This window comes from Streptomyces bullii, assembly GCF_042657145.1.
GTDB classification, from domain to species: Bacteria; Actinomycetota; Actinomycetes; order Streptomycetales; family Streptomycetaceae; genus Streptomyces; species Streptomyces bullii.
Map to the genome: position 1 here is coordinate 244,735 of NZ_JBHSNY010000002.1, position 25,178 is coordinate 269,912.

24 protein-coding genes and 1 pseudogene are annotated in these 25,178 nt (G+C 70.8%); 8 read left to right on the top strand and 17 right to left on the bottom strand.

Features of this window, described 5'->3' with window-relative positions; translation table 11 throughout:
- Positions 1 to 4: 4 nt before the first annotated feature.
- The 10 genes from ACFPZJ_RS05265 to ACFPZJ_RS05310 all read right to left on the bottom strand — a co-directional run bounded on the left by ACFPZJ_RS05265 (position 5) and on the right by ACFPZJ_RS05310 (position 9,996).
- Positions 5 to 1,027: an asparaginase gene (locus ACFPZJ_RS05265; protein ID WP_381017880.1), complete on the bottom strand. Its 1,023-nt coding sequence runs from the start codon at positions 1,025 to 1,027 to the stop codon at positions 5 to 7.
- 44 nt (positions 1,028 to 1,071) lie between these two features.
- A complete protein-coding gene (locus tag ACFPZJ_RS05270) occupies positions 1,072 to 2,511 on the bottom strand; it encodes an amino acid permease (RefSeq protein ID WP_381017883.1) in 1,440 nt (479 codons plus the stop codon).
- On the bottom strand, positions 2,508 to 3,185 hold the full coding sequence (locus ACFPZJ_RS05275; RefSeq protein WP_381018967.1) for a FadR/GntR family transcriptional regulator: 678 nt from the start codon (positions 3,183 to 3,185) through the stop codon (positions 2,508 to 2,510). The genes ACFPZJ_RS05270 and ACFPZJ_RS05275 overlap by 4 nt, the downstream gene beginning before the upstream one ends.
- Positions 3,186 to 3,337: 152 nt before the next feature.
- The gene (locus ACFPZJ_RS05280; RefSeq protein WP_381017886.1) at positions 3,338 to 4,174 is read right to left on the bottom strand and encodes an undecaprenyl-diphosphate phosphatase; all 837 of its coding nucleotides are present in this window, start codon (positions 4,172 to 4,174) and stop codon (positions 3,338 to 3,340) included.
- 65 nt (positions 4,175 to 4,239) lie between these two features.
- Positions 4,240 to 4,614: a fluoride efflux transporter CrcB gene (gene crcB / locus ACFPZJ_RS05285; RefSeq protein ID WP_381017889.1), complete on the bottom strand. Its 375-nt coding sequence runs from the start codon at positions 4,612 to 4,614 to the stop codon at positions 4,240 to 4,242.
- Positions 4,611 to 4,991 carry a DUF190 domain-containing protein gene (locus ACFPZJ_RS05290; RefSeq protein ID WP_381017892.1) on the bottom strand — a complete coding sequence of 127 codons (381 nt, stop codon included), beginning with the start codon at positions 4,989 to 4,991 and terminating at the stop codon, positions 4,611 to 4,613. Before ACFPZJ_RS05290 ends, crcB (ACFPZJ_RS05285) begins: the two co-directional genes overlap by 4 nt.
- Positions 4,988 to 5,470 (bottom strand): fluoride efflux transporter CrcB, encoded by a 483-nt coding sequence (gene crcB / locus ACFPZJ_RS05295; protein WP_381017895.1) that lies wholly within the window; start codon positions 5,468 to 5,470, stop codon positions 4,988 to 4,990. Before crcB (ACFPZJ_RS05295) ends, ACFPZJ_RS05290 begins: the two co-directional genes overlap by 4 nt.
- A 383-nt stretch (positions 5,471 to 5,853) precedes the next feature.
- Positions 5,854 to 6,111: a helix-turn-helix domain-containing protein gene (locus ACFPZJ_RS05300; protein WP_381017898.1), complete on the bottom strand. Its 258-nt coding sequence runs from the start codon at positions 6,109 to 6,111 to the stop codon at positions 5,854 to 5,856.
- A gap of 193 nt (positions 6,112 to 6,304) precedes the next feature.
- A complete protein-coding gene (locus ACFPZJ_RS05305) occupies positions 6,305 to 7,864 on the bottom strand; it encodes a glycoside hydrolase family 53 protein (RefSeq protein ID WP_381017901.1) in 1,560 nt (519 codons plus the stop codon).
- Positions 7,865 to 7,974: 110 nt separating this feature from the next.
- Positions 7,975 to 9,996, bottom strand: coding sequence for a beta-galactosidase (locus ACFPZJ_RS05310; protein ID WP_381017904.1), 2,022 nt, complete (start codon positions 9,994 to 9,996; stop codon positions 7,975 to 7,977).
- 230 nt (positions 9,997 to 10,226) lie between these two features.
- On the opposite strand from ACFPZJ_RS05310, the gene ACFPZJ_RS05315 reads away from it, so the two are divergent.
- The 6 genes from ACFPZJ_RS05315 to ACFPZJ_RS05340 all read left to right on the top strand — a co-directional run bounded on the left by ACFPZJ_RS05315 (position 10,227) and on the right by ACFPZJ_RS05340 (position 15,515).
- Positions 10,227 to 11,546, top strand: a complete 1,320-nt coding sequence (locus ACFPZJ_RS05315; RefSeq protein WP_381017907.1) for an ABC transporter substrate-binding protein — start codon at positions 10,227 to 10,229, stop codon at positions 11,544 to 11,546.
- A complete protein-coding gene (locus ACFPZJ_RS05320) occupies positions 11,543 to 12,520 on the top strand; it encodes a carbohydrate ABC transporter permease (RefSeq protein WP_381017910.1) in 978 nt (325 codons plus the stop codon). Before ACFPZJ_RS05315 ends, ACFPZJ_RS05320 begins: the two co-directional genes overlap by 4 nt.
- Positions 12,517 to 13,425 carry a carbohydrate ABC transporter permease gene (locus ACFPZJ_RS05325; RefSeq protein WP_381017912.1) on the top strand — a complete coding sequence of 303 codons (909 nt, stop codon included), beginning with the start codon at positions 12,517 to 12,519 and terminating at the stop codon, positions 13,423 to 13,425. The genes ACFPZJ_RS05320 and ACFPZJ_RS05325 overlap by 4 nt, the downstream gene beginning before the upstream one ends.
- Complete coding sequence (locus ACFPZJ_RS05330) at positions 13,422 to 14,453, top strand: LacI family DNA-binding transcriptional regulator (protein ID WP_381017914.1); 1,032 nt, start codon at positions 13,422 to 13,424, stop codon at positions 14,451 to 14,453. Before ACFPZJ_RS05325 ends, ACFPZJ_RS05330 begins: the two co-directional genes overlap by 4 nt.
- 221 nt (positions 14,454 to 14,674) lie before the next feature.
- Positions 14,675 to 15,025, top strand: coding sequence for a VOC family protein (locus ACFPZJ_RS05335; RefSeq protein ID WP_381017917.1), 351 nt, complete (start codon positions 14,675 to 14,677; stop codon positions 15,023 to 15,025).
- A 79-nt stretch (positions 15,026 to 15,104) separates the two neighbouring features.
- A complete protein-coding gene (locus ACFPZJ_RS05340) occupies positions 15,105 to 15,515 on the top strand; it encodes a MarR family winged helix-turn-helix transcriptional regulator (RefSeq protein WP_381017920.1) in 411 nt (136 codons plus the stop codon).
- 42 nt (positions 15,516 to 15,557) lie between these two features.
- Here the strand turns inward: ACFPZJ_RS05340 and ACFPZJ_RS05345 are convergent, their stop codons facing one another.
- The gene (locus tag ACFPZJ_RS05345) at positions 15,558 to 15,962 is read right to left on the bottom strand and encodes an SseB family protein (RefSeq protein WP_381017923.1); all 405 of its coding nucleotides are present in this window, start codon (positions 15,960 to 15,962) and stop codon (positions 15,558 to 15,560) included.
- Between the two features lie 389 nt (positions 15,963 to 16,351).
- On the bottom strand, positions 16,352 to 17,887 hold the full coding sequence (locus ACFPZJ_RS05350) for a purine-cytosine permease family protein (RefSeq protein ID WP_381017926.1): 1,536 nt from the start codon (positions 17,885 to 17,887) through the stop codon (positions 16,352 to 16,354).
- A 124-nt stretch (positions 17,888 to 18,011) separates the two neighbouring features.
- On the opposite strand from ACFPZJ_RS05350, the gene ACFPZJ_RS05355 reads away from it, so the two are divergent.
- A complete protein-coding gene (locus ACFPZJ_RS05355; RefSeq protein ID WP_381017929.1) occupies positions 18,012 to 18,194 on the top strand; it encodes a hypothetical protein in 183 nt (60 codons plus the stop codon).
- Positions 18,195 to 18,215: 21 nt separating this feature from the next.
- Positions 18,216 to 18,428, top strand: a pseudogene (locus ACFPZJ_RS05360) (LacI family transcriptional regulator); the annotation flags it as partial.
- Between the two features lie 148 nt (positions 18,429 to 18,576).
- On the opposite strand, the gene ACFPZJ_RS05365 reads toward ACFPZJ_RS05360, so the two are convergent.
- The 5 genes from ACFPZJ_RS05365 to ACFPZJ_RS05385 all read right to left on the bottom strand — a co-directional run bounded on the left by ACFPZJ_RS05365 (position 18,577) and on the right by ACFPZJ_RS05385 (position 24,911).
- A complete protein-coding gene (locus tag ACFPZJ_RS05365; protein WP_381017932.1) occupies positions 18,577 to 19,776 on the bottom strand; it encodes a CaiB/BaiF CoA transferase family protein in 1,200 nt (399 codons plus the stop codon).
- Positions 19,777 to 19,970: 194 nt separating this feature from the next.
- Positions 19,971 to 21,644 carry a glycoside hydrolase family 13 protein gene (locus ACFPZJ_RS05370; protein WP_381017935.1) on the bottom strand — a complete coding sequence of 558 codons (1,674 nt, stop codon included), beginning with the start codon at positions 21,642 to 21,644 and terminating at the stop codon, positions 19,971 to 19,973.
- A 41-nt stretch (positions 21,645 to 21,685) separates the two neighbouring features.
- Positions 21,686 to 22,519: a carbohydrate ABC transporter permease gene (locus ACFPZJ_RS05375; protein ID WP_381017938.1), complete on the bottom strand. Its 834-nt coding sequence runs from the start codon at positions 22,517 to 22,519 to the stop codon at positions 21,686 to 21,688.
- Positions 22,516 to 23,604, bottom strand: a complete 1,089-nt coding sequence (locus tag ACFPZJ_RS05380) for a carbohydrate ABC transporter permease (RefSeq protein WP_381017941.1) — start codon at positions 23,602 to 23,604, stop codon at positions 22,516 to 22,518. The genes ACFPZJ_RS05375 and ACFPZJ_RS05380 overlap by 4 nt, the downstream gene beginning before the upstream one ends.
- An 11-nt stretch (positions 23,605 to 23,615) precedes the next feature.
- Positions 23,616 to 24,911: an ABC transporter substrate-binding protein gene (locus ACFPZJ_RS05385; RefSeq protein ID WP_381017943.1), complete on the bottom strand. Its 1,296-nt coding sequence runs from the start codon at positions 24,909 to 24,911 to the stop codon at positions 23,616 to 23,618.
- Positions 24,912 to 25,178: the final 267 nt, after the last annotated feature.

The window sequence follows — 25,178 nt, forward strand, 5'->3', positions numbered from 1 at the left end:
TCTCTCAGACGTGGGTGTACTCGGCCCGCGCAAGCGGGTCGAGGGCGCGGACCGGCCGGACACCGCCGACGGGTTCGCCGCCGCCGAGCAGCGGCTCGCCCGCGAACTCGGCGAGGAGCACCGGGTCGACGCCGGCCCGGGCGAGCGCCGCGGCGGCGACGGGCACGCGCGCCCGGTCGGCGCCGTCGGCGATCTTCACGGCGACGGCACGGCCGTCGGGCAGCGCGGCGACCTGCACGCCCTCGAAGCCGTCCTTGGTGAGCAGCCCGGGCACGGCCCGCATCAGCGCGGCGACGTCCCGGCCGGAGCCGGAGGCCATCTCGGCGTGGTCGCGCACGGCGTCCGCGACGCGGGCCTCGGGGGTGCCGGGCGCGGCGGTGGTGATGCGGGCGGCGGCGCGGGCCAGGCCGTGCAGCGAGACGGAGAACAGGGGCGCGCCGCAGCCGTCGACGGTCACCCGGGCGATGCGCTGGCCGGTGAGGTCCTCGACGATCTCGGCGATCGCCTGCTGGAGCGGGTGGCCGGGGTCGAGGTAGTCGTCGAGGGACCAGCCGTTGAGCGCGCAGGTGTAGAGCATGGCGGCGTGCTTGCCGGAGCAGTTCTGGGCAAGGCGTGAGGGCGGGCGGCCCTCATGCACCCAGGTGTCCCGGACCACCGGGCCGAACGGCAGGTCCGGGACATTGCGCAGGTGCCCCTCGGTGAGCCCGGCGAGTTCGAGGATGCGGCGGGTACCGGCGAGGTGGCGTTCCTCGCCGGAGTGGCTGGCCGCGGTCAGCGACAGCAGGTCGCCGTCGAGCGGGAGCCCGGCCCGCACCATGGCGACGGCCTGCACGGGCTTGAGCGCGGACCGGGGGTAGAACGCGGCCTCGATGTCGCCGAGTTGGAGCTGTACCTGTCCGTCGGCGCCGAGGACGACGACGGAGCCGTAGTGAACGCCCTCCACCACCCCGCCGCGGACGAGGTGGGCGACGGGGGCGTGGAGGGGTTCACGGACCTGGGGTGCGTCCGCGAGAGAACTGCTGTACATCACTGCCTGTATCACTGGTGGGTTGTCGTGGCCGGGTACGCGGGTCACGCGTCGGCCTCGGTGGAGGTGCGTGCGACACGGCCGCGGACGGCGAACCATCCGGCGACCAGCGCCGCGACGATCAGCGGCAGGCACAGCACCGTGGTGCGGCCGGCGCCGCCGTCGGCGTACATGAGGACCAGGACGGCGGCGAGGAACGCCAGCGTCACCCCTTCGGTCCAGGGGGAGCCGGGCAGCCGGTAGCCCGGGCGGGTCAGTTCGCCCCTCTGGGTCCTCCGCCAGAAGAGCAGGTGACTGACCATGATCATGCCCCAGGTGGCGAGGATGCCGATCGCGGCGAAGTTCAGCACGATCTCGAACGCCTCGGCCGGGACGACGAAGTTCAGGCCGACGCCGAGGACGCAGACGCCGCTGGTGAGCAGGATGCCGCCGTAGGGGACCTGGCTGCGGCTCATGACGCGGGTGAACCTCGGCGCGGAGCCCGCCATCGCCATGGAGCGCAGGATGCGGCCGGTGGAGTACAGGCCGGAGTTGAGGGAGGACATCGCCGCGGTGAGGACGACGAGGTTCATCACTCCGCCGGCCGCCGGGACGCCGATGTTGGACAGCACGGTGACGAAGGGGCTCTCCCCCGCCTTGTACGAGGACCAGGGCAGCAGCATCGACAGCAGCAGCACCGAGCCGACGTAGAACAGGCCGACCCGCCACATGATCGAGTTGATCGCCTTCGGCATGATCTTCTCGGGGTTCTGTGTCTCACCGGCCGCGACGCCGACCAGCTCGACCGACGCGTAGGCGAAGACGACGCCCTGGATGATCAGCAGCATGGGCAGCAGGCCGTTGGGGAAGAGGCCGCCGTTGTCGGTGATCAGGGACGGGCCGGGGGCGTGGCCGTCCACGGGGTGCTGGGTGACCAGCAGGAAGATGCCGATGCACAGGAAGACGACGAGCGCGCCGACCTTGACGATCGCGAACCAGAACTCCAGTTCACCGAAGATCTTGACCGAGATCAGGTTCACGGCGAGGACCACGGTGAGGGCGATCAACGCGATCACCCACTGCGGGATGTCGGAGAACATGCCCCAGTAGTGGGTGTACGTGGCGACGGCCGTGATGTCGGCGATGCCGGTGGTCGCCCAGTTGAGGAAGTACATCCAGCCCGCGGTGTAGGCCCCCTTCTCGCCGAGGAACTCACGGGCGTACGACACGAAGGCGCCGGAGGAGGGCCGGTACAGGACGAGTTCGCCGAGGGCGCGCACGACGAGGAAGGCGAAGACGCCGCACACCGCGTAGGCGAGGAACAGGGACGGGCCGGCGTCCACGAGGCGGCCGCCGGCGCCGAGGAACAGGCCGGTGCCTATGGCGCCGCCGATCGCGATCATGTTGACGTGCCGGGACTTCAGGGACTTGCTGTAGCCCGCGTCTCCGGCGTCCACATGGCCGCTGGGTGCCCGTACCTCTTCGTGCAGGGACTGCTCGCTCACGCCTCGGTTCCGCCTTCCGTGGGGGTGTCCGTGCGCGCGGGACGCACGATGTCGGTGAGGGTCGTCTCGACGCGGTCGATGTGGTGGGCCATCGCCTCCTGCGCGTCGCGTGCGGAACCGTCGATCAGCGCCTCGACGATCGCCCGGTGCTCGCGGTTGGACTGCTCGCGGCGGCCGCCCAGCTCGTTGAGGAAGGCCGACTGGCGGGCCAGCGCGTCCCGGATCTCCTCGATGACCCGGCGGAACACCGGGTTCTGGGCTGCCTCGGCCACGGCGAGGTGGAAGAGGGTGTCCATCGCGACCCACGCGGTGGTGTCCGTCTCCCGTTCCATACGGTCGAGCAGGTGGGCCAGGTGGTCGAGGTTCTCCGGGGTGCGGCGCCGGGCCGCGTACCCGGCGACCGGGATCTCGACGTGGCGCCGCACTTCCAGCAGGTCGCTGGCCGCGTAGTCGCCGAAGGTGGGGTCCTCGACGGTGTTAGCGACGACGAAGGTGCCCTTGCCGGTCTTGGAGACGGTCAGGCCCATGGTCTGCAGCGCCCGCAGAGCCTCGCGCAGCACGGGCCGGGAGACCTCCAGGGTGCGGCACAGCTCCGCCTCGGAGGGGAGCTTGGCGCCGATGGCGTACTCGCCGCGCTCGATGGCGCCGCGGAGGTGGGCGAGGACCGCTTCCATCGCGCTGACGCGCCGCGGCCCCGCACCACCTGTCTGGCTGTCTGACAGGTTCACGGGGTGATCCTGCGGGGGACGGCAGGTGACTGTCAAGGGGACTGAAAGGAAGCATTCAGCAGCCGGGAAGCCTGAAAGGGAGCATCCCGCCGGACGGATCAGCTGGTCAAGACGCCCGTGGCCAGCAGGCCGAAGAGCAGCACGCCGACCACGATCCGGTAGATCACGAAGGCGTTGAAGGAGTGCTTGGCGACGAACTTCAGCAGCCAGGCGATGGAGGCGTACGCCACGCCGAAGGAGACCACCGTGCCGACGGCCAGCGGCGCCGCGCCCACACCGGTGCCCAGCGCGTCCTTGAGCTCGTACAGGCCGGCTCCGGTGAGGGCGGGGATGCCGAGGAAGAAGGAGAGCCGGGTGGCGGCCACCCGGTCCAGGTCGAGGACGAGAGCGGTGGACATGGTGGCGCCGGAACGGGAGAAGCCGGGGAAGAGCAGGGCCAGGATCTGGGAGCTGCCGACGAGCATGGCGTCCTTGAACGACGTGTCGTCCTCGCCCCGCTTGTGGCGGCCCATCTGGTCCGCCGCCCACATCACGCCGCTGCCGGCGATCAGCGAGCCCGCGACCACCCACAGCGAGGCGAGCGGGCCCTCGATGAGCGGCTTGGCGACCAGGCCGACGGCGACGATCGGGACGGTCGCACAGACGACCCACCAGGCGAACGTGTAGTCGTGGTGGTGGCGCTCCTCCTTGTCGCGGAGCCCTCGGCACCAGGCGGAGACGATCCGCACGATGTCCCGGAAGAAGTACACGAGCACGGCGGCGATCGCGCCGACCTGGATGACGGCCGAGAAGCCGACGACGGCGGCGTCGTCGACCGGGATGCCCATGAGCCCCTCGACGATCTTCAGATGGCCGGTGGAGGAGACGGGCAGGAACTCGGTCACCCCCTCGACGGCTCCGAGGACGACGGCCTGACCGACGCTGATGACGCTCATGGGATCCAGTTCTGCTCAGACGGCTGCGGAGGGCACCGTCCTACACCGCGCGGGCAAGAATCCGCCTACGCCCCGATCCCGCGTGCCAGCGCGAAGCCCGCGAACGCCGCCCCGACCCCGCCCGCCACGCTCGCCACCACGTTGGCGGCGGCGTAGCCGCGCGCCCCCGTCTCGGCCAGTCGCAGCGTCTCGTAGGTGAAGGTGGAGTAGGTCGTCAGGGCCCCGCACAGCCCGGTGCCGATCAGCAGCCGCAGATGGGAACTCGCGGCCCCCGCCGCCGCGGCGCCGGTCAGCAGGCCGAGGACCAGGCAGCCGACGACGTTCACGGTGAACGTGCCCCACGGGAAGACGGAGTCGTGCCGCGACTGCACCGCGCGGTCGGTCAGGTAGCGGAGCGGGGCGCCGACCATGGCCCCCGCGACGACCATCAGCCAGTTCACAACGACTTCTTACCCTTCGCGTCCGTCGCGCCGGGATCCGCGTCCCGGCCGACGTATCTGCTGACCTCGCAGTCGTCGAGGATCACCAGCCCTTCGGTGACCAGTTCGTCGAGCTGCGGCAGGAAGGCCCGTACGCGTTCCTCGGTGTCGACGATGACGACGGCCACCGGCAGGTCCTCGCTCAGCGACAGCAGCCGTGAGGTGTGGATGAGGGAGGAGGCGCCGAAGCCCTCGATGCCGCGGAACACGCTGGCGCCCGCGAGGCCCGCCGCGTGGGCCCGGTGCACGATCTCCGAGTAGAGCGGCTTGCGGTGCCAGGTGTCGTTCTCACCGACGAAGACGGTGACGCGCAGGGCGCGGCCGGTCAGCCTCGTCATGGCTGCCTCCCCTTCAGGACGCGGCGGGTCGCCGTGGCGGCGAGCCACACCGAGGCGAGCGCCGCGAGCGGGGTCGCGGCGAGGTAGGCCAGGGCCGGTCCGGCCCGGCCGTGGTCGATGAGCTGCTGGATGTCGACGGCGTACGTCGAGAAGGTGGTGAAGCCGCCGAGGACGCCGGTGCCGAAGAAGGGGCGGACCAGGCGGTGCGCCGCCCGGATCTCGGTGATGACCACCATGAACACACCGATCACGGCGCAGCCGGCGACGTTCACCCACAAGGTCGTCCAGGGGAATCCGCCCGCCGCCGTGGGCCACCACACGGAGGCCGCGTACCGGGCGGCGGCCCCCGCTCCCCCGCCGAGCGCGACCACCGCGACGACGGGGGCCTGGGCACGCCAGGCGGGTGGCCGTGCGGTGGTTGCCGGGGGGCGGAGAGAGGGCACCGGCAGTCGTCCGCTGTCGGCTTCCGGGGTTGTCATGGCGCAGGTCTCCTACTCGCCGGGGCCCGGGCACGCGGGCACTCTCGATCGCAAGTAGGGACCGTTGGCGGCACCGGTGCCGCGGTTCGGGTACGGCGGGCCCCACCGCCGCGCCGCGAGGTGATCGCGACCGGTCAACAGGGTAACCCCACACCGCGGCGGGGGTCATTTCGCGGCGGGCGGCTCGCACACCGCCACGCCCCGCTCCCCCGGACTGCCCAGGAGGGGTGGTCGGCGGCCTCGCGGCCGGAGGCCGCCGATCGCCGTCCAGCGGAGCGGGACGGACCGCCGAGGCCGGGTCGGGACCGCAGGGCCGCAGGGTGTCGCGAGCCGGCTGCGGCACGGCAGGAGCCGAGGGCCGGTCCATGAGGGCCTCCGACCCTCTACCAGCCCTTCTCGAACATGCGGGCGACCTCGGCGATCCGCATCTCGTCGCGCCGGTAGTGCGGGCGGCCCGCGAGGGTGCCGGTGCGCAGCAGGCCGATGGCCGCGAGCAGGCGGAGGTGGGTGGTGGCGACCGGGAGGGGCATGCCGAACCGGGCGGCGACGGCGTCCGCGGTGGCGCCGGTGGCGGCGAGCCCCGGTTCCTTCAGCCACTCCAGGATGTCCAGACGGGTCTGGCTGACGGGAGTCCTCACCATCTCGTCCCCTTCACCCGAGCTTCCCGCTACCGGTTATGCCCACTGTCCCGCGGCTGATGCCACTGCGTCAGGGGCTCCGGGGCACCTTGTCCGGTACCGAACGGCCCTGCTGCCCAGGGATGTTGGCGTTTCGCGAGCGATGACGGGCGTGGGCCCGGCCGCGCGGGTGCGGCCGGGCCCACGGGTGCTTCGGTCAGCGGTGGCTGAACCACGCCATGGACGACAGGGCCCGGTCGTCGTAGCCGAACAGGGCCTGGTTCTCCCAGCCGTTGCCGGAGGAGGCGTCGTTCGGGTCCCAGCCGTTGCCGTTGACAGCGGTCCAGGTCGCCTCCCAGTAGAAGACGCCGAGACCGCGGCCGTTGGGGACGGCTTCCACGATGCTGGCGACGTCGTTCATCCACCGGGTCTGCCCGGCCACGGACGCCGGGTAGCCGGAGACCAGCTCGCCGGTGGTGTCGATGATGTCCTGGTGCGCGTCCTCGCTGCCGAGCCGGAACGGGTAGGCCGTCTCGGCGACGAAGACCGGCTTGCCGTAGCGGGAGGCCGCGTCGTCGAGGGTGGTCTGGAACTCGGCCAGCGTGCCGTGCCAGTAGCCGTAGTAGGACAGGCCGATGGCGTCGAACTTCACGCCGTTGGAGCGTGCGCTGTCGAACCACCAGCGGGTGCCGGACAGGTCACCGCCCTTGGCCAGGTGCAGCGCGACGGTCGTGCCGGAGTTGACCGCCTTGACCGCGTCGTAGCCGGAGTTGAGCAGACCGGCCAGCTGCGGCCAGTTGCTGGTGGAGCCCTCGTTCCACAGCATGCCGCCGTTGATCTCATTGCCGACCTGGACCATGTCGGCGGTGGTGCCCTGGGCCTTCAAGGCGTTCAACACGTCGTACGTGTGGTTGTACACGTCGGTCTTGAGTTGACTGTACGAATGGCCCGACCAGGCGGCCGGCTTGGACTGGGCGCCCGGGTCGGCCCAGGTGTCCGAGTAGTGGAAGTCGACCAGCAGCTTCATGCCCTGCGCCTTGACGCGCTTGGCCATGGCCAGGACGCGCGCCTTGTTGTTGTAGCCGTCGGCCGGGTTGACCCACACCTTCAGGCGGGCGTAGTTCATGCCGGCGGACCTCAGGATGGCGACCGCGTCGCCGGCACTGCCGGAGCCGGTGCGGTAGACGCCGCCCTTGGCCTCGCTCTTGGCGAGGGACGAGATGTCGGCACCCTTGATCGACGTGCCCGAAGTGCCCGACGTGAAGGTCAGGTCGTCGACATTGATCCAGTTGCCCGCGTTCGCGTCACTGTTGATGCTGATCGTGCACTGGTTGTTGGTCACGTTGACCGGCACGACGATCCGGATCCACCCGCCGGCCGAGACCGGCAGGTCGGTGCGCTGCTCGGCGCCGCCGCAGTTCTTCAGGGCTATGTACGCGGCGTTCTGTCCGCCGCCGGAGCTAACCCAGGCGGTGAGCTTGTAGGCGCCGTTCGTCAGCCCGGACAGGTACTGGTACGTCTCCACCTTGTAGGCGGAGGACGCCCAGTGGCTCAGGCGGTAGCTCCCGCTGCGGCCGCCGGACTCCACGAACGAGGCACCGGTGGAACCGTACTCGGACCAGTCCCTGGGCGTGGCCACGCCCGAACCGTCGGCCTCGAAGCCGCCGTTGGTGAGGGTGCTCGCGGCCTGGGCGGTCGTGGCGGGCAGGGCGGTGAGGGCGAGTCCCGCGGCGAGCGGCGGCAGCAGGGCCCTGAGGGAGCGTCTGGGATGGAACATCGTCGTCCGTCGTCCCTTCGACGTAAGGGGTTGGGGGGCCTCCGGCCATGACGGCGGGAGGAGCCCCTTGGCCCGCGGCTCGCGGCGCGCACGGGCGAAGGGGAGTCGGCTCAGCCGTCGAGTCGCACGACCCGGACGGCTCCGGCGGGGACCGGCAGGCGGCCCGCGGTGCGTTCGCCCGTCAGCAGTTCGGTGCCGGCGGTGTCCAGCGGCACCTTGGCGTCGGTCACGGTGTGGTTGACGGCGAACAGGTAGCTGCCCGACGCGCCGGTGCGGCGCACGACCTCCACGTCGCGGGGCAGGTCGGTGCGCGGGGCGATCCGGGCGTCCTCGATCGCCCGGCCGAGCAGCGCGTCGAGGCCGTCGGCACCGAGGCGGGTGGAGACGTACCAGGCGGTGCCCTCGCCGAGGCGGTGCCGGGTGACGGCGGGGTGGCCGGCGGTCAGTCCGTCGGCGTACGTCCACACGGTCTCGGCGCCGCGCGGCACCACGAACTCCGTCCACACGTCGCCGCCCAGCTCGGACCCGTCCGGGCCGGTGACGCGCACCCGCTCACCGGGCAGCAGCGGGGAGAACTCCTCGACCGTCAGGCCGAGGACGTCCCGCAGCGCGCCCGGACAGGAGCCCTCGTGCACGGCGTCGTGCTCGTCGACGATGCCGGAGAAGTACGAGACGACCAGGGTCCCGCCGTTCTCGACGTACGCCCTGAGGTTGTCCCCGGCGGCCCGCGTCATCAGGTACAGGGCCGGTACGACGACAAGGGGATAGCTCGACAAGTCGGCTTCCGGGTGGGCGAAGTCGACGGTGAGGTGGCGGTCGTAGAGCGTCTCGTAGAAGGCGTCGGCGCGTTCGCGCGCGTCGTGGTCCTCGCTGGGACGCCAGGCCAGGCTCTGCGCCCACCAGGAGTGCCAGTCCCACAGCATGGCCACGTCGGCCTCGGTGCGGGTGCCGCGGATCTGCGCCAGCGAGCCCAGACAGGAACCGAGTTCGACGACCTCGCGCCAGACGCGGGTCTCCGTGCCGCCGTGCGGGACCATCGCCGAGTGGAACTTCTCGGCGCCGCGCCTGGACTGCCGCCACTGGAAGAACATGGCGCCCTCGGAGCCGCGCGCCACGTGTCCGAGGGAGTTGCGGGCCATCTGCCCGGGCGCCTTGGCGGGGTTGCGGGGCTGCCAGTTGACGCCCGAGGTGGAGTGCTCCAGCAGCAGCCAGGGGGCGCCGCCGGCGACGGAACGGGTGAGGTCGGCGGCCATCGCCAGGTTGACGTGGGTGCGGCGGCCGTCGGTGATCAGGTAGTGGTCGTTGGTGACGATGTCGACCTCGCGGCCCCAGGCCCAGTAGTCGACGGAGTCGCACTGGCTGAGCGCGGTCATGAAGTTCGTGGTGACCGGGACACCGGGTGACAGGCGGTGCAGGATGTCCCGCTCCATGACGAAGTTCTCGCGCATGGTGGCGTCGGCGAACCGCTTGTAGTCCAGCGCCTGGGCCGGGTTGCCGACCGTCGGGGTCAGGCGTGGCGGGTTGATCTGGCCGAAGTCGGCGTAGCGCTGGCCCCAGAAGGCGGTGCCCCAGGCGTCGTTGACGGCGTCGACCGTGCCGTACGTCGTCTCCAGCCAGCGGCGGAAGTGGGCGGCGCAGGAGTCGCAGTAGCAGGCCGAGACGGGGACGCCGTACTCGTTGTGCACGTGCCACATCGCGAGGGCGGGGTGGTCGCCGTAGCGCTCGGCGAGCCGGGTGGTGATCGTCGCGGCGGCGGCGCGGTAGTCGGCGTTGCTGTGGCAGATCGCGGCGCGGGAGCCGAACTCGTAGCGCACCCCCTCGGCGGTCACCGGGAGCGCCTCGGGGTGGGTCCGGTAGAACCACGCGGGCGGAGCGACCGTGGGGGTGCCGAGGTCGACGCGGACGCCGTTGTCGTGCAGCAGGCCCAGGAGCCGGTCGAGCCAGCCGAAGTCGTACGCCCCGGGCGTGGGTTCCAGCAGCGCCCAGGAGAAGATCCCGACGCTCACCATCGTGACGCCGGCCTCCCGCATCAGCCGGACGTCCTCGTGCCAGACGCTTTCCGGCCACTGCTCGGGGTTGTAGTCCCCACCGAAGGCGAGCCTGGTGAGGCCCCTGGGCGTGGTCTCCGGCATGAATGGTCTCCCCGTGATCGATCAATTGGGAACGTGCACACACAGCTGCGCGGTGCGGAGCCCAACATAACCGCACAGCAACAACCATTGACAAGTGTCCGGGATGTTTCTCTACTGTGAACGCTCACAGAAGCGTGACAGGGCCTCGCGACGGGCGGGGCCCAGGTCAGCGCCTATCTGCATGGCAGGTCACCCGCAGCGGGCGGGGACCCAGGTCAGGGGAGAGATCCATGCCGTACACGAAGCGCCGTCGCCTCGTGGCGTCCGCCGTCGCCGTAACGCTCGGCACCACCGCCCTCGCCGCCTGCGGCTCGGAATCCGGGGACAGCGAGACCGAGTCGGGACCGGTCTCGCTGACGTACTGGACCTGGACGCCCGGCATGGACAAGGTCGTCGACCTGTGGAACAAGGGGCCCGGCAAGAAGGAACAGATCACCGTCACGGTGAAGAAGCAGGCGTCCGGCGACACGCTGGTCACCAAGATCCTCACCGCGCACAAGGCGAAGAAGGCTCCCGACCTGGTGCAGGCCGAGTACCAGGCGCTGCCCACCCTGGTCAGCAACGACGCGCTCGCGGACATCTCGGACACCGTGGGCGACACCAAGAGCAGCTTCGCCGAGGGCGTCTGGCAGCAGACCACGCTGGGCACGGACGCGGTCTACGCGGTGCCGCAGGACATCGGGCCGATGATGTTCTACTACCGCGAGGACCTGTTCAAGCAGTACGGCCTGAACGTCCCCACCACCTGGGACGAGTTCGCCGAGACAGCCCGTGAACTGAAGAAGAAGGCCCCGGACAAGGACCTCACCACCTTCTCCGCCAACGACTCCGGCCTCTTCGCGGGCCTGGCCCAGCAGGCCGGCGCCAAGTGGTGGACGACCCAGGGCGAGACGTGGAAGGTCGGCATCAACGACGCGGCGACCAAGAAGGTGGCCGAGTTCTGGGGCGGCCTCGTCAAGGAGGGCGCCATCGACAACCAGCCGATGTACACCCCGGCCTGGAACAAGGCACTCAACACCGGAAAGCAGCTCGCCTGGGTCAGCGCCGTGTGGGCGCCGGGCACGCTGACCACGGCCGCGCCCGACACCCAGGGCAAGTGGGCCATGGCCCCGCTCCCCCAGTGGTCCGAGAGCGAGAACGTCACCGGCAGCTGGGGCGGCTCCTCCACCGCCGTCACCACCGACTCCGAGCACCAGGAGGCCGCCGCGAAGTTCGCCGCCTGGCTGAACACCGACGGCAACGCCCTGAACGCGCTCGCCAAGGAGAGCGGCATCTACCCGGCCGCCACCAACGCCCAGACCAGCGGCGCCTTCCTCAAGCCGCCGGCCTACTTCTCGAACCAGACGGACTTCTACACCAAGGCCGCCGAGATCGCGGAGACCACCGCGCCCTCCGCGTGGGGCCCGAACGTCAACGTCGCCTACACGAGCTTCAAGGACGCCTTCGGCGCCGCCGCGAAGAACAAGTCCGACTTCGTCGCCGCCCTGGACAAGATGCAGGACGACACGGTCGCCGACATGAAGAAGCAGGGCTTCGAGGTCGCTCGGTGAAAAGCACGGCACGCCGGAGGCCGTACGGGGTCAAGGGGGCCCCGTACGCCCTCCCTGCTCCGACCACCAGCGTCGAACGAGCACGCAGCGCACCCTATTTCTTCCTCCTCCCTGCCACGGTCCTCTTCGCGCTGTTCTTCGCGCTGCCCATCGGCTACGCGGTCTGGCTCAGCCTCCGCAAGGTGAAGGTCTCGGGCCTGGGCCTGGGCTCCGGCGCCCGCAAGGAGGTGTGGGCCGGGCTGGAGAACTACACCGACGCCCTCTCCGACAGCGAGCTGCTGCACGGCGCGCTGCGCGTGCTGGGCTACGGCTGCATCGTCGTCCCGGTCATGCTCGGGCTCGCCCTGCTGTTCGCCCTGATGCTCGACGCGGAGAAGGTGCGCCTCGCCCCCTTCACCCGGCTCGCGATCTTCCTGCCGTACGCCATCCCCGGCGTCGTGGCGGCCCTGCTGTGGGGCTTCCTCTACCTGCCGGACGTGAGCCCCTTCTACTTCGTGCTCGACCGGCTGGGCCTGCCGCAGCCCGATCTGCTGGACGGCGGTCCGCTGTACCTCGCCCTGTCCAACATCGCCGTCTGGGGCGGCACCGGCTTCAACATGATCGTCATCTACACCTCGCTCCAGGCCATCCCCGCCGAGGTATACGAGGCGGCGAAGCTGGACGGCTGCTCGCCGCTGCAGATCGCGCTGAAGATCAAGATTCCGATGGTGGCGCCCTCGCTGGTGCTGACGTTCTTCTTCTCGATCATCGCGACGCTCCAGGTGTTCAGCGAGCCGACCACCCTCAAGCCGCTCACCAACTCCGTGTCCACGACCTGGAGTCCGCTGATGAAGGTGTACCAGGACGCCTTCGGCAAGGGCGACATCCACGCGGCGGCCGCCCAGGCGACGATCATCGCCCTGGTCACGCTGCTGCTGTCCTTCGGCTTCCTGCGGGCCGCGAACCGTCGTCAGAAGCAGGAGACGGCACGATGAGTACTCTTGCGATCGGCAAGGCCGAGCCCACGGCGGGCACCACGCCCGGCACCGCCCAGGGCCGTTCGCCGCTGCGCCGCCGTGTCGCGCTGCTCCCGACGATCACGCTGCTGCTCGGCGCGGCCTACTGCCTGCTGCCGGTGGCCTGGGTGGTCATCGCCGCGACCAAGTCCGGCCGTGAGCTGTTCTCCACGTTCACGTTCCTGCCAGGCACCGGTTTCGCCGACAACTTCTCCGACCTCAGTGCCTACCGCGACGGCGTGTACTGGCAGTGGATGGGCAACTCCGCGCTGTACGCCGGTCTCGGCGCGCTGCTGTCGACGTGCGTCTCGGCGTTCAGCGGCTACGCGCTGGCGACCTACCGCTTCCGGGGCCGCGAGACGATGTTCAACGTGCTGCTCGCGGGCGTGCTGATGCCGCCGGTGATCCTCGCGATCCCGCAGTACCTGCTGCTGGCGAAGGCCGACCTGACCGACTCCTACCTGTCGGTGCTGCTGCCGCAGATCCTCTCGCCGTACGGCGTGTACCTGTCGCGGATCTACGCCGCGGCCGCCGTGCCCGCCGACGTGGTGGAGGCCGGGCGGATGGACGGCGCGAGCGAGTGGCGGATCTTCACCCGGATCGCGCTGCCGATGATGATCCCCGGCATGGTGACGGTGTTCCTGTTCCAGTTCGTGGCGATCTGGAACAACTTCCTGCTGCCGTACATCATGCTCAGCAACGACGAGAAGTTCCCGATCACGCTCGGCCTGCACACGCTCCTGGAACAGGGCGCCAACACCCCCGCGCTGTACACCCTGGTGATCACGGGCGCGTTCCTCGCGGTGCTGCCGCTGGTCGCCCTCTTCCTGGTCATCCAGCGGTTCTGGAGTCTGGATCTGCTGTCCGGGGCCGTAAAGTCATGACCATGAACGCTTCGGGGGGCCGACGCAGGCCGCCGACGATCCACGACGTGGCGCGCGAGGCGGGGGTCTCGCGCGGCACCGTCTCGCGCGTGCTCAACGGCGGCCACTACGTCAGCCCGGCCGCCCAGGAGGCGGTCAACGCGGCCATCCGCAAGACGGGTTACGTCGTCAACCGGCACGCCCGCTCCCTGATCACCGGGCGCTCCGACTCGATCGGCTTCCTGCTCACGGAGCCGCAGGAGCGGTTCTTCGAGGACCCCAACTTCAACGTCCTGCTGCGCGGCTGCACCCAGGCGCTGGCCGCGCACGACATCCCGCTGCTGCTGATGCTGGCGGGCACCGAGGACGAACGGCGGCGCATCACGCGGTACATCACCGCGGGGCACGTCGACGGGGTGCTGCTGGTCTCCAGCCACTCCGGCGACCCGGTCGCCGAGCGGCTGCGCGAGGCCGGTGTGCCGCTCGTCGCCTGCGGCAAGCCGATCGGGCTGGGTTCCAAGGTGAGTTACGTGGCCGCCGACGACCGCGACGGCGCCCGCGACATGGTCCGCCATCTGCTGTCGCTCGGCCGGCGCCGGGTGGGCATGGTGACCGGCCCGCAGGACACGCCCGGCGGCGTCGAGCGCCTCGCGGGGTACAAGGAGGTGCTCGCCGAGGCGGGCGTCGCCCTCGACGAGAACCTCGTCGTCTCCGGCGACTACAGCCGGGCCAGCGGCGAGGCGGGCGCGGAGCGGCTGCTGGCGCAGGCGCCCGACATGGACGCCGTGTTCGTCGCCTCAGACCTGATGGCGCAGGGCGTGCTGACGGCCCTGCACCGGGCCGGGCGCCGCGTACCGGAGGACGTCGCGGTCGGCGGCTTCGACGACTCCCCCGCCGCCGTCGCCTCCAGCCCCGAGCTCACCACCATCCGGCAGCCGTGGGACCGGATCAGCGCGGAGATGGTACGGGTGCTCCTCGCCCAGATCGGCGGCGAGGACCCGGCCGCGGTGATCCTGCCGACGGAACTGGTGAAGCGGGAGTCGACGTAGGGCTGCGCGGCGGTGGGTGGCCGTGGGCGGGTGGCACCGGACGGGCCGCCTGTCCGCGTCGAGGCGGGCCGGGGCACCCCCGGGCCGGTCGAGTGTGCGCCGGCCCGTCGCCTGTCGGTCGTGGCAACCGGTCAGGATCGGAGAAGCCGTGCTCCGCCTCCCCGGCCTAGCGTGGCAGCACCGACGCTTTCGGACGTCGGCCACGCGAGGAGGAGTACGCCATGACCGCCGGTCTCAAGACGATCATCTACCCCGTGAAGGACCTCGGCCGGGCCAAGGCCCTGTTCAGTGCCCTGCTGGGGGTGGAACCGTACGCGGACGTGCCCTACTACGTCGGTTTCAAGGACGCCGGGCAGGACGTGGGCCTTGACCCCAACGGCCACGCCAAGGGGATGACCGGTCCGGTCCCCTACTGGCACGTGTCCGACATCAGGGCGAGCCTCGCGGCCCTGACGGAGGCGGGCGCGGAGCCGCTGCAGGACGTGCAGGACGTCGGCGGCGGCCGACTGATCGCCTTCGTGCGGGACGCCGACGGCAACCTGGTCGGGCTTCTGCAGGACCCACCCGCCTGAGGCGGCGGCCGGTGGCCGGTGGCCGCCCGACGGTAGTTGCACGTTCATCGAATGGCCGCTGCGGTGTTACCGTTCGGGTATGGCAGCGAAGACGGCCGACGCGCGGCTCGAGGAGCGGTGGCGGGACATCCTGTCGGTGCACGCGCGCACCCTGTGCGAGATCGACCGCGCCCTGCACCCGCACGGTCTGGGCGCGTCCGACTTCGAGGTTCTCGACATCCTCGCGAACGCCACGCCCGAGGAGGCCGACCACTGCCGGGTGCAGAACCTGGTCGGCCGTGTCCACCTCAGTCAGAGCGCGCTGTCCCGCCTCATCGCGCGGCTGGAGAAGGACGGCCTGGTGACGCGGTCCATGTGCGCGGAGGACCGGCGCGGCGTCTTCGTCTCCCTGACGCAGAAGGGCCGCGACCTGCACGCCGAGGTGCTGCCGCTGCAGCGCGCGGCGCTGGCGCGCACGCTGGGCGACGGCGAGGCCGCGTCCGGCCGGTGACGCTCACCGGCCGGGGAGGCCGGCCCGGTGCATCTCACCCCGTCACTGGGGGCGTGCCAGCAGGGTGCGCACTCCCTCCGAGGTGAGCGTCAGACGGTGGGACGAGCTGCCGTCGATGGTGAGCGACAGGTCGTCGGCGGGCCACTGCGCGGCGAGGGCGCCGAGGGGCACGAGGCGGTAGCGGGAGACGAACGGCAGCAGGTCGGTCATCTCCATCTCTGAAGTGAACACCGGCACCACCGGCTCGCCGCCCGGCTGCTCCAGCACGGGCAGCGCCACCGCCGAGGGGTTCGCGGCGTCCTCGTCGCTCGCGTCGTCGGGCACGGGGACGAGCACATCGCTGTTGGCCAGGGCGTCCAGCGCCGCCTGGTCCTCGGTGTTCTCGGCGAGCACGTCCAGGGCGCGCTGGGCCGGCGTGGGGGCGTTGTTGTTCGCGGGTGTCTCCATGGCAGATCCCCTGGTAGCGGCGGTAGTGCGGCCCACCCGGGACATGATCGCTCCCGGGCGCGTCCTGCCTCGCGTACCCGGTCGTGCCCGGCGCAATCCTCCGTTGCGCATGAGGTTCGCCGGCCACGACACAGGTGCTCTCGCCGGGCGGACGGTCTACCGGCCCGCGGGGAGCGGCCGGTCCAGTGGCCGGCAGTCCAGGGCGTGCTCGCGGACGCCGCCGGTGCGGTGCCGTCCGGTTCCACGCGGTACACCGTGGCTTCCGGGGTGCGCGTGACCGCCTCGGTGAGGGCACCGTCCGTGAAGAGGGCCGCGGCTCCGTCCTCCAGACGTGCTGCATGTCGATGACGGCGAGCCGTCCGGCCAGGCGGTCGGCTCCGGCCGCCTCGTCAGCCCGCGGGACGTCGTCCATGTTGGGAGCCTCCTTCGCCTCGAACGGTCGACTCCCGCGCGTCCGCCCGGCCCGGCGCCCGCTCCTCCTGTCGGCGCACGCGTGCGCGCCGCAGTGCGAGCGTGCCGAGGAAGCCGAGGGCGAGGGCGGCCAGGACACCCAGGTTGGCGTACGCCCAGGAGCCGGTGCGGCCGCCGAGGCCCAGGGGGGCCAGCAGATAGCCCTGCCAGTCCAGCCAGCCGGCGGCCGCGTTGGTGACCAGGCCCCAGCCGACGGCGGTGGCGGCGAGGGTGAGCAGGAGAGGGACGGCGGGTACGTCGCCGTAGCGGCCGTGCGGGCGGTAGAGGTCGGTCTCGTCGTAGGCGCGGCGGCGCAGCGCCAGGTCGGCGAGGAAGATGCCGCACCAGGCGGCGATGGGCACGCCCAGCGTGGTCAGGAAGCCCATGAACGGACCGAGGAAGTCGTCGGCGACGAACACGATGTAGACCGCGCCGGCGATCATCAGCACGCCGTCGGCCAGGGCGGCCAGCGGCCGGGGGATCCGCAGGCCCGCGGAGAGCAGGGCCAGTCCGGACGAGTAGATGTCGAGGACCGCGCCGCCGACCAGGCCGAGCACCGCGACGACGGCGAACGGCACCAGGAACCAGGTGGGCAGGAGCGTGGTCAGCGCGCCGATCGGGTCGGCGGCCACGGCCGCGTCCAGCCTGCTGGAGGAGCCGGCCAGCAGGAGCCCGAAGACCAGCAGGAGCAGCGGGGCGAGGGAGGCGCCGAAGGTGGTCCAGCCGGCCACGCCCCGCGACGACGAGGTGCGGGGCAGATAGCGGGAGTAGTCGGCGGCGGCGTTGACCCAGCCGAGGCCGAAGCCGGTCATCATGAACACGAGCGCGCCGACGAACTGCTGGGCGGAGCCCGCCGGGATCGCGTCGACGGTGCTCCACCGGACATGGTCGGCGACGAGCGCCACGTAGGCGAGGGTGAGCACACCCGTGACGACGGTGATCACGGTCTGCAGCCGCATGATCAGGTCGAAGCCCATCACGCCGACGACCACGGTCAGCGCGCTGACCAGGATCAGCGCCACCACCTTGGTCTCGGTGCCGCCGCCCCAGCCGAGGCGTCCGAAGACCGTGGCGGTGGCCAGGGTGGCCAGGGCGCACAGCACGGTCTCCCAGCCGACGGTCAGGATCCAGGAGATCGCCGACGGCAGACGGTTGCCGCGCACCCCGTACGCGGCGCGGCTGAGGACCATCGTCGGCGCGGAGCCGCGCTTGCCCGCGACCGCGACGAGGCCGCACAGCAGGAACGAGAAGACGATGCCGATCACTCCCGCGGCCAGGGCCTGCGAGAAGGAGATCCCGAAGCCGAGGACGAACGCCCCGTAACTCAGGCCGAGGACGGAGACGTTGGCTCCGAACCACGGCCAGAACAGCGTCCGGGGTGTGCCCTTGCGTTCGGCGTCGCCGATCACGTCCAGGCCGTGCGTCTCCACCTGGAGCTGCCGGGCCGCGGGTGGGCTGTCGAGAGGGTCCGTCATGGTCGGCCTGCCTGTCCGTGGGAGTCGGGCGGAAGGTGAGCGGGCGGGCCGCGGGCGTCAGAAGTGCCCCCGGTGGCCGCCGGGTGAGTACCGCGCCACGGGTGGATACCCGGGACGACACCGCTTGATCCACGCAGAGGACGAGGTGGCCCCGTCGGTGCGGGTGGACCTCCACTCCGGCCTGGGCCTGAACCCCGCCCAGCGCGCCGAGCAGACCCGCGCGGGCGGCAAGCCCGGCCAGTCGCGGCGCCTGTGGGTAGCGCCCTCCGGTAAGGGAGGAACTGGACCGCTGGCGATCCCAGACTGACAGCGCGCGGAGATGATCCGGAACGGCGCTGCCGTGGAGGCGGGTTACCTGGTGAGCTCCATCGCGCTGGACACGGCCGACCACGGCACCGTCGTCGAGGCCGTGAACCGGCTGTCGGCCGAGGGCGCCGACGGAGTGATCGCCATCGCCCCGCAACTGTGGGTGGGCCGGGCCCTGGCGGAGAGCGACCTGGACACTCCCCTGGTGGAGAGCCCCCTCCACGACGGCACCCCCTGGTCAGCCGAGATCGGCACCCGTTCGCTGCGTCTGCCGCTGAACCGCATCGACGGTATCGACGGTGGGCACGAGCCCGCGCGCACCGGCACCCTCGTCCCCGTGGACCTCGTGGTGCGCGCCGGCAGCGGTCCGGTGCCCGGGCGGTTCAGATGACGCGGTCGGTGCGCAGGGCGGCGATCGCGGCCGCGTCGTAGCCGAGTTGGGTCAGGATGCTCTCGGTGTGCTCGCCGACGGCGGGGACGGCGTCCATGCGCGGGGTGGTGCCGGCCAGGTCGGCGGGTGGCAGGAGGGCGGAGACCTCGGCTCCTCCGGGGATCCGCACGTCGCGCCAGCGGTCCCGGGCGCTCAGGACGGGATGGTTCAGGAAGTCCTCGATCTCGTTGACCCCGGCGTTGGCGATGCCCGCCTCGTCCAGCAGCTTCCCGATCTCCTCGCTGTCCAGTTCGGCGAAGCGTGCGGCGACGATCGTGTTCAGTTCCTCGCGGTGGGCCACGCGGTCGTCGCCGGTCGCGAAGCGCGGGTCGTCGACGAGTTCGGGGCGCCTCAGGAACCGCTCGCACAGGGCGACCCACTCGCGTTCGTTCTGGATGGAGAACAGCACGTCCCTGCCGTCGGCCGCGGTGTAGGCGCCGTACGGGGCGATGGTGGCGTGCTGGGTGCCGATCCGCGGGGGCGGGCTGCCGCCGTAGCGGGTGTAGTAGGCGGGCTGGTGCATCCACTCGGCCAGCGCCTCGAACAGCGAGACCTCCACGGGCCGTACGACGCCTGTGGTGGCCCGGGCGAACAGGGCGGTGAGGATGCCCGAGTAGGCGTACATGCCGGCGGCGATGTCGGCGACGGAGATGCCGGCCCGGGCGGAGCCGTGCTCGTTGCCGGTGAGCGAGACCAGGCCGGTCTGGCACTGCACCAGCAGGTCGTACGCCTTGCGGTCCGCCCACGGTCCGCTGGTGCCGTACCCGGAGACGCAGCACGGGATCAGGGACGGGTGGCGCGCCGCGAGGTCCTGTGCCCCCAGGCCGAGGCGGACCGCCGCGCCCGGGGCCAGGTTCTGCACGAACACGTCGGCGTCCGTGAGCAGCCGCTCCAGGATACGCCGGCCCCGCTCGGCCTTGAGGTCGAGCGTCAGTGACTCCTTGGAGCGGTTGAGCCACACGAAGTAGCTGGACTCGCCGTGCACGGTGGTATCGTACCGGCGGGCGAAGTCGCCGCCTCCCGGCCGCTCCACCTTGATGACCCTGGCCCCGAGGTCGGCCAACTGGCGGGTGGCGAACGGGGCGGCCACCGCCTGCTCCACGCTGACGACGGTGATGCCGGACAGCGGCAGGTCTGCGGGGCGTTCGGTCATGCGGCGGCCTCCAGGAGCGCGGCCCTGCCTGCGGAGTTCCATCATGGCCACTCACACGAGCCAGGGCGAACGGGACGTGACCGTCCACATGCTCGACCGCGAAGCCCGGCGAAGGAAGACCCACCGGTGTCGGACAGCTCACGCCGACGCTGCCGGAACGGGGACGCCCGGGGGCGGACGATCCCTCCTCCGCGCTACACCTCCAGCCACACCGCCTCGTCAGGTGGCAGCAGGCCGTCCGTGACGGGGGCGCTGGACAGGAGGACGGTGGTGTGGGGTGGCAGGGGGTGGGGGTCGGTGGAGAGGTTGACGGCGCATACGAATCCTGGGTCCCGGGCGAAGGTGAGGACGCCGTCGGGGGTCTCCAGCCAGGTCATGTCGCCGTCGCCGAGTGCGGGGTGGTCGCGGCGCAGGTGCAGGGCGGTGCGGTACAACTCCAGCATCGAGGTGGCGTTCCCGGTCTGGGCGGTCGCGGTGCGGTCCGCCCAGTCGGGTGGTTGGGGCAGCCAGGGGGCGGTGGACGTGTGGTCGGGGCTGAAGCCGTAGGGGGCCGTGCGTCCCGACCAGGGGATCGGTACTCGGCAGCCGTCGCGGCCTCGGTCGGTGTGCCCCGAGCGTTCCCAGATCGGGTCCTGGAGGACCGCCTCGGGCAGGTTCTCGACCTCCGGCAGGCCAAGTTCCTCGCCCTGGTAGATGTAGGCGCCGCCGGGCAGGGCCAGCATCAGCAGGGCGGCCGCTCGGGCGCGACGGGTGCCGAGGTCCAGGTCGAGGGGGCCGTCGGGGACGTACGGTTCGCCCGCCGTCCAGCGTGTGACCGTGCGGCGGCCGTAGCGGCTGACGTGGCGCATGACGTCGTGGTTGGACAGGACCCAGGTGGCCGGTGCGCCGACCGCGCCGAGCATGGCGAGTGAGTCGTCGATGACCGCGCGCAGGTCCTTGGCGTCCCAGCCGCACATGAGGAAGTCGAAGTTGAACGCGGTGTGCAGGCCGTCCGGGCGGACGTAGGCGGCGAGCCGTTCGGGAGTGTCCGCCCACGCCTCCGCGACGAAGCAGCGGTCGCCGGGGAACTCGTCGGCCACCTTGCGCCAGGTCCGGTAGATCTCGTGGACCTCGTCGCGGTCCCAGTGCGGGTGGTCGACATGCTGCCGGCACCGGTGCTCGGCGGGGTCGCGGCGTGAGAGCGGTCCCAGCACCGCCGGCTCCGTACGCGGGGGCAGGTCGGGGAGTTCGGGGTGTTTGACCAGTCCGTGGGCGACGTCGATGCGGAAGCCGTCGACGCCCCGGCTGAACCAGAAGCGGAGGATGTCTTCGAACTCGCCCCGCACCTCGGGGTGTTGCCAGTTGAGGTCGGGTTGCTGGGGCGCGAACAGGTGCAGGTACCACTCGCCGTCGGGCAGCCGGGTCCAGGCCGGTCCGCCGAAGCAGGAGACCCAGTCGTTGGGCGGCTGGGCGCCGTCGGGTCCGCGGCCGGGCCGGAAGACGTAGCGTAGGCGCTCGGGGCTGCCGGGTCCGGCCGCGAGTGCCGCCTGGAACCAGGCGTGCTGGTCGGAGGTGTGGTTGGGCACGATGTCGGGGATGACGCGGATGCCGTGCCGGTGGGCTTCCTCGATGAGCTGTTCGGCCTCGTCCGGTGTGCCGAAGACGGGGTCGATGGCGCGGTAGTCGGCGACGTCGTAACCGTGGTCGGCCATCGGTGACTTGTACCAGGGGTTGATCCATATGGCGTCGACACCGAGGGACTTGAGGTAGGGCAGGCGGGAGCGGATGCCGGCGATGTCTCCGACGCCGTCGCCGTTCCCGTCGGCGAAACTGCGGATGTAGACCTGGTAGATGACGGCGTCGCGCCACCACGGAGCTGTCTGGGACATGGTGCTGAACCGGTCCTTCGGGAGTCTGCGAGTCTGGGTGTCTACTTCGCCGCGCCGGCGGTGAGTCCGGCGACGATGCGGCGCTGGAAGAGCAGCACCATGACCACGAGCGGGACGGTGACGACGACGCCCGCCGCCATCTGGCTGCCGAACGGGGTCTGGTAGGTGGTGGCGCCGGAGAACTTCGAGATGGCGACCGTCGCGGTCTGCATGCCGGGCTTGTTGGTCATCGACAGGGCGATGAGGAACTCGTTCCAGGCGGCGATGAAGGTGATGATCGCGGTGGTGAACAGGCCGGGCGCGGCGAGCGGGACGATGACCTTGCGGAAGGCCTGTCCGCGGGTGCAGCCGTCGACCATGGCGGCGTGTTCCAGCTCGTCGGGCATCTGCCGGAAGAACGTCGTCAGGTTCCACACCGCGAGCGGCAGGGTGAACGACATGCTCGGCACGATCATGGCCTGGTAGGTGTTGATCCAGCCGATGTCGGTGAACAGTTTCAGCAGCGGCACGACGATCGACACGACCGGGAACATCGAGGTCGCGATGATCAGTGTCAGGATCAGCCGCTTGAAGCGGAAGTCCAGCCGGGCCATCGCGTACGCGGTGAACGTGGCCAGCAGCAGCGACAGGGCGGTGGTGGTCCCGGCGACGATCAGGCTGTTGAGCAGCGCGCGCGTGAATCCCTGGGCGGGGCTGAACACCGACCGGTAGTTCTCGAACGACACCGGGGAGGGCAGCAGCGAGGTGCTGAAGATGTCGGTGGAGCGGCGCAGGCTGGAGACCAGCATCCAGTAGAACGGGGCGAGGCAGTACGCCACCACGGCGGCGATGCCGACGTACGGCAGCCACCGGCGCCACCTGGCGGTGAGGGTCATGCCGCAACCTCCGCCCGGCGCGGCGCGGTGAGCCGCCGTCTGCTGCCGCCCGTGCGCCCGCCCGTGCGCCCGCCCGTGCGCCCGCTCGTCGCGCCGAGGTCGCCGACGAGGTCAGCGCCGAGCAGTCGGACGAAGGCCAGCGCGATGAGGAAGACGTAGAGGAAGAGCAGCACCGCGTAGGCGGAGGCCGGTCCGAAGCGGACGTTGGAGGCCTCGTTCTGCGCGAGCATCGACAGGGTCTCCACCGAGCCCTTCTGCGCGCCGATGAGGATGTACGGCAGGTCGAACATCCGCAGCGCGTCCAGGCACCGGAACAGGACCGCCACCAGCAGCGCGGGCTTCACCAGGGGCACGGTGATGTGCCAGAACCGGGCCCAGGCCCCTGCCCCGTCGATACGGGCCGCCTCGTGGACCTCCTTCGGGATGACCTGGAGGCCCGCCAGGACCAGCAGCCCGATGAAGGGAGCGGTCTTCCACACGTCGGCGATGATGACGGCGAACTTCGCCGACAACCCGTCGGCCGTCCACAGGACCTGATGGCCTATCAGCACATTGGCGATGCCGTCGGCGTTGAAGATCCACTTCCACAGCAGGCCGGAGATGGCCGTGGGAATCGCCCAGGGCACCAGGATGCTGGCCCGCACCAGGGCCCGGCCCCGGAACGCCCGGTGCATGATGAGTGCCATGGCCACGCCGATCACCGTCTCCAGCGAGACGGTGACGACGGTGAACAGCGTGGTGTTCCAGAAGGCGTTCCAGAACCGGTCGCCGGCCTGGGTGAAGATGTCGGTGTAGTTCTTCAGCCCCACGAACGGCTCGGTGGTGGAGATGAACCCGGTCTTGGGGTCCAGGCCCTTCGGGCCGTACAGCGACTCGTCGAGGGCCATGATCGTCGGGTAGATCACGACGATCGTCAGCACCAGCAGCGTCGGGGAGACCAGCAGTGCCGCCAGCCGTCCGGTGCCCCCGGTGGCCCGGGCCGCCGCCCGCGCACGGTGGCGCTTCGGCGGCGCCGAGGGCTGCCGCGTGCGGGCCGTCCCGGGTCGGGGCGCGGCGGTTTCGGGCGGGATCTCGATGTCGGTCATGACCCGCGTCCTCACTGGGCCGTCAGCTTGCGCAGGTCCGCCTGCAGGTCCTTCAGCGCCTGCGCGCTGCTCTTCTTACCGGTCAGCGCGGCGTACGCCTCCTGCTGGATCGCGGACGTCACATCGCCGTACTGCACGACGCGCGGGCGCGGCACGGCGTGTGTGATGGACGCCTTGAGGTCCGGCAGGTACGGGTACCGCTTGTCCAGCGCCGCGTTGTCGTACAGGGACGCGTACGGCGGGGCGAGGGAGGCGTTCTTGAGGAAGTAGCTCGCGCTCTCCTCGTCGGTGAAGAACTTCATGAAGTCCAGGGCGGTGGCCTTGTTCTTGGCGAAGTGCGACAGGGCCAGGTTGGAACCGCCCAGGCTGGAGGTGCCGGGCCCGTTCAGTCCGGGCAGCGGCGCGACCGCGAACTTGCCGGCGATGCCGCTCTTCTGCGCCAGGGAGTACACGTACGGCCAGTTGTTCAGGAAGACGAGCTTCCCGGACTGGAAGGCCTGCCGGCCGTCCTCCTCCTGGTAGGTGATGGCCTCCTTGGGGATCGTGCCGTCCTTGAAGGAGTCGACGAGGAAGTCCAGGCCCTTCTTGGCCTGCGGGGTGTCGACGTCGGGCTTGCCGTTGGCGTCGGTGACCTGACCTCCCGCGGAGTTCACGGCCTCGGAGAAGTTCACCGTCAGGCCCTCGTACTTCTGGAACTGGCCGGCGTAGCAGGACATGCCCTTGGCCTCGGGCAGCTTCTTCACCTTGGCGCAGTCGGCCGTCATCTGCGCCCAGGTGGTGGGGGGCCGGGTGATGCCGGCCTTCTTCAGCAGGTCGCTGCGGTAGAACAACAGGCCGCCGTTGGAGCTGGCCGGGACGGCGTAGAACTTGCCCCGGTACTGGCCCGTCTGCACCACCGGCTTGAGCATCTTGTCCAGCGGGAACTGGTTCGCGGGCAGCGGGTCGATCCACTGGTGGGCGGCGAACTCGGAGGTCCAGACGACGTCGGTGGCGAGCACCGTGTAGGCGTCGGACTTCGTCTCCGCGTTCTGGATCATCTGCTGGCGCTGTGAGTCGGCGTCCGTCGGCAGTTGGATGAAGGTGACCTTCTCCTTCGGGTGCAGCTTGTTCCAGCGGTTGATGATCGTCTGCACGGTGCCGGTGGTGTCCTTGCCGGCCACATAGGTGATGGGGCCGCGGCCCTTGAACGACGTCGTCGCGGCCTGCGCGGAGCCGCTGCCGCCGGACGAGCCGCAGGCGGTGAGGAGGAGTCCGGCGGCGGTGAGCGCTGCGGAACACTGAAGGGCTCTGGCGGTGCTGGTCTTCACGGTCTCTCCTGGTCGTGCGGAACCGAAGTCGTGGCTGTCCCCCGGAATGGAATGCCTCTGGTCATGAGATTGCGTTGTCACGGCATAGGGCTGATAAAAACCGCAGGCCAGACCCCTGAAAGAGCGCTCTTCCGGAGCTGCTTGAAGTCTGTCGGGACAACGTTTGCACGCTAGGAGCGTCACGTCGGCGAAGTCAATGCACCACCGCGTGGTAAGAAGGCAAGAAGATGGTGAGACAACGCTTGCACCATCAGCCGCTCGCGCTGA